Here is a 2,191-nt window from a genome sequence, read left to right on the forward strand (position 1 = left end):
CAGGCCCAGATGCGTGCACAGCTGGCTACCCCCAGCAATCTGGCCGAGGGGCCGCTGTTTGCTACGACGCTTTATCGCCTCGCCGAGCAGCAGTGGGCTTGGTTTATCGCCGTGCACCATATCGCCATCGACGGCTTTGGCCTGAGCTTGCTCTGCCAGCGGGTGGCGAGCTGGTATGAGGCGCTTTGCGCAGGCGAGCAGCCGGCGCCCTGTCGTTATGCATCCCAGCAGCAACTACTGGCCGAAGAGGCGGCTTATCAGGATTCGCCGCGCGCCGCGCGGGATCGCGATTTCTTCACCCAGCAGCTGGCTGGGGTGGAGAACCCTGCGTCGCTCTCCCGCCGTCCGGCACAAGGTCACGGCCCCACTTATCGTTTCGAACAGCGGCTAGCGGGCCGCCAGTGGCAGGCACTGGTAGCGCGGGCCAGTCGCTCTGCCTGCCACCCCTACAGCCTGCTGTTGGCGGCAGTGGCCTGCTATGTGCAGCGGATGAGTGGTGCTGGCGAGGTGGTGCTAGGTATTCCGCTGATGGGGCGGTTGGGTTCAGCGGCGGCCGATACTCCCTGTATGAAGGTTAATGTGGTGCCGCTGCGCATCGAGCTGAGCGACACCAGCCGAGTGGGGGAGTTGCTGACGCAGGTCGAGCGGCAATTTGCCGCCCTGCGCCGTCATCAGGGCTGCCGTCAGGAGTGGTTGCAGCAGCGCCAGCCGGGTCAGCCGCTGTTTGGCCCTCAGGTCAACCTGATGCCCTTTGCCCGCACCCTCAGCGTTGGTGAAGGGCACGGTGCAGTACGTGGCGAGGCGCAGGTACTGGCGGCGGGACCGGTGGAGGAGTGCGCCTTTTATTTTTCTGAAGAGGCGGGGGCCATCACCCTGACCTTGGAAACCCATCAGGGGCGTTTCAGCCAACAGGAGAGTGAACGTCATCTGGCCCGGCTGGTAGCTTATCTGGCGGCCTGGAGTGAGGCGGGTGATGAGGCCCTGGCGGTGCGCTTGCCGCTGCTGCTGCCCTGCGAGCAGGCTGAGCTGGCGCGCTGGAACCAGACCGATCATCTGCTGCCGACCACTACCCTGAGCGCACTGCTGGCCGAGGGGCTGGCGGCGGCGGATCAGAGCGCCATTGCGCTGGAGTGTGGCGCAGAGCGCTGGAGTGTGGCCGAGCTGCGCCAGCGTACCCGCCAGCTGGCCAGCTATCTGGCGGGGAGGGGCGTGGGCCCCGGTTGCCGAGTGGCGGTGGTGATCCCGCGATCCCCTGAGCTTATTCTTGCCCAGCAGGCCATCATGGCGGTGGGCGCTGTCTATGTGCCCGTTGACCCGGACTATCCGGTGGAGCGGATCGGCTACATTCTGGCCAGCAGCGATCCTGCGCTGGTGTTGACCAGTCATACGCTTCAGATGCCGCTCGATGTGGCGGCGCCACTTGTCTGCCTCGATGCCCCCGGTGTGGCAGAGCAACTGGCGACGATAGAATTGGCAACGATAGCACCTTGCAATCTGCCAGCTCCTAAGCCACAAGATCCGGCCTACATCATCTACACCTCCGGCTCGACCGGTCGGCCCAAAGGGGTGGTGGTGAGCCACGGCGCCATCGTCAACCGGCTGTGCTGGATGCAGCACCAATACCCCATCGGTCCGGCGGATCGGGTGCTGCAAAAGACCCCTGCTGGCTTTGATGTCTCCATCTGGGAGTTTTTCTGGCCGGTGATGACCGGGGCACGGCTGGTGCTGGCCAAACCGGGCGGCCACAAGGATCCCGCTTATCTTGCCGGGCTGATTGAGCAGGCGGGGATCACCACCTTGCACTTTGTTCCCTCCATGCTGCAGATCTTCGTCGCGCAGGCCGAGCCTGCCCGCTGCCACGCCCCGCGTCAGGTCTTCTGCTCCGGCGAGGCGCTGCCCGCCGAGCTGGTGCAGCGCTGGTATGGGGCGTTTTCAGCCCCCCTGCACAATCTCTATGGCCCGACCGAGGCGGCGGTGGATGTCACCTGGTATCCCTGTCGGGCAGACGAGTCCGTCACCAGCGTGCCCATCGGCTATCCGGTCTGGAATACCGCAATTCATATTCTTGACCCTCAGTTGCAGCCGGTGCCCCCCGGAGTAGCGGGGGAGCTCTGGATCGGCGGGGTGCAGGTGGCGGAGGGGTACTTTGGTCAGCCCGAGCTCACCGCCGAGCGCTTTATTGCCAACCCCT

General features: G+C 65.1%; 1 protein-coding gene. It reads left to right on the forward strand.

Annotated elements, in window-relative coordinates; all coding sequences use genetic code 11:
- Window positions 1–2,191, forward strand: a 2,191-nt coding sequence (locus tag CUC53_RS17765) for an amino acid adenylation domain-containing protein (protein ID WP_157798319.1), incomplete at both ends; no start/stop codon positions are given.

The sequence above is a fragment of the Aeromonas cavernicola genome, assembly GCF_002795305.1.
GTDB lineage: Bacteria > Pseudomonadota > Gammaproteobacteria > Enterobacterales > Aeromonadaceae > Aeromonas > Aeromonas cavernicola.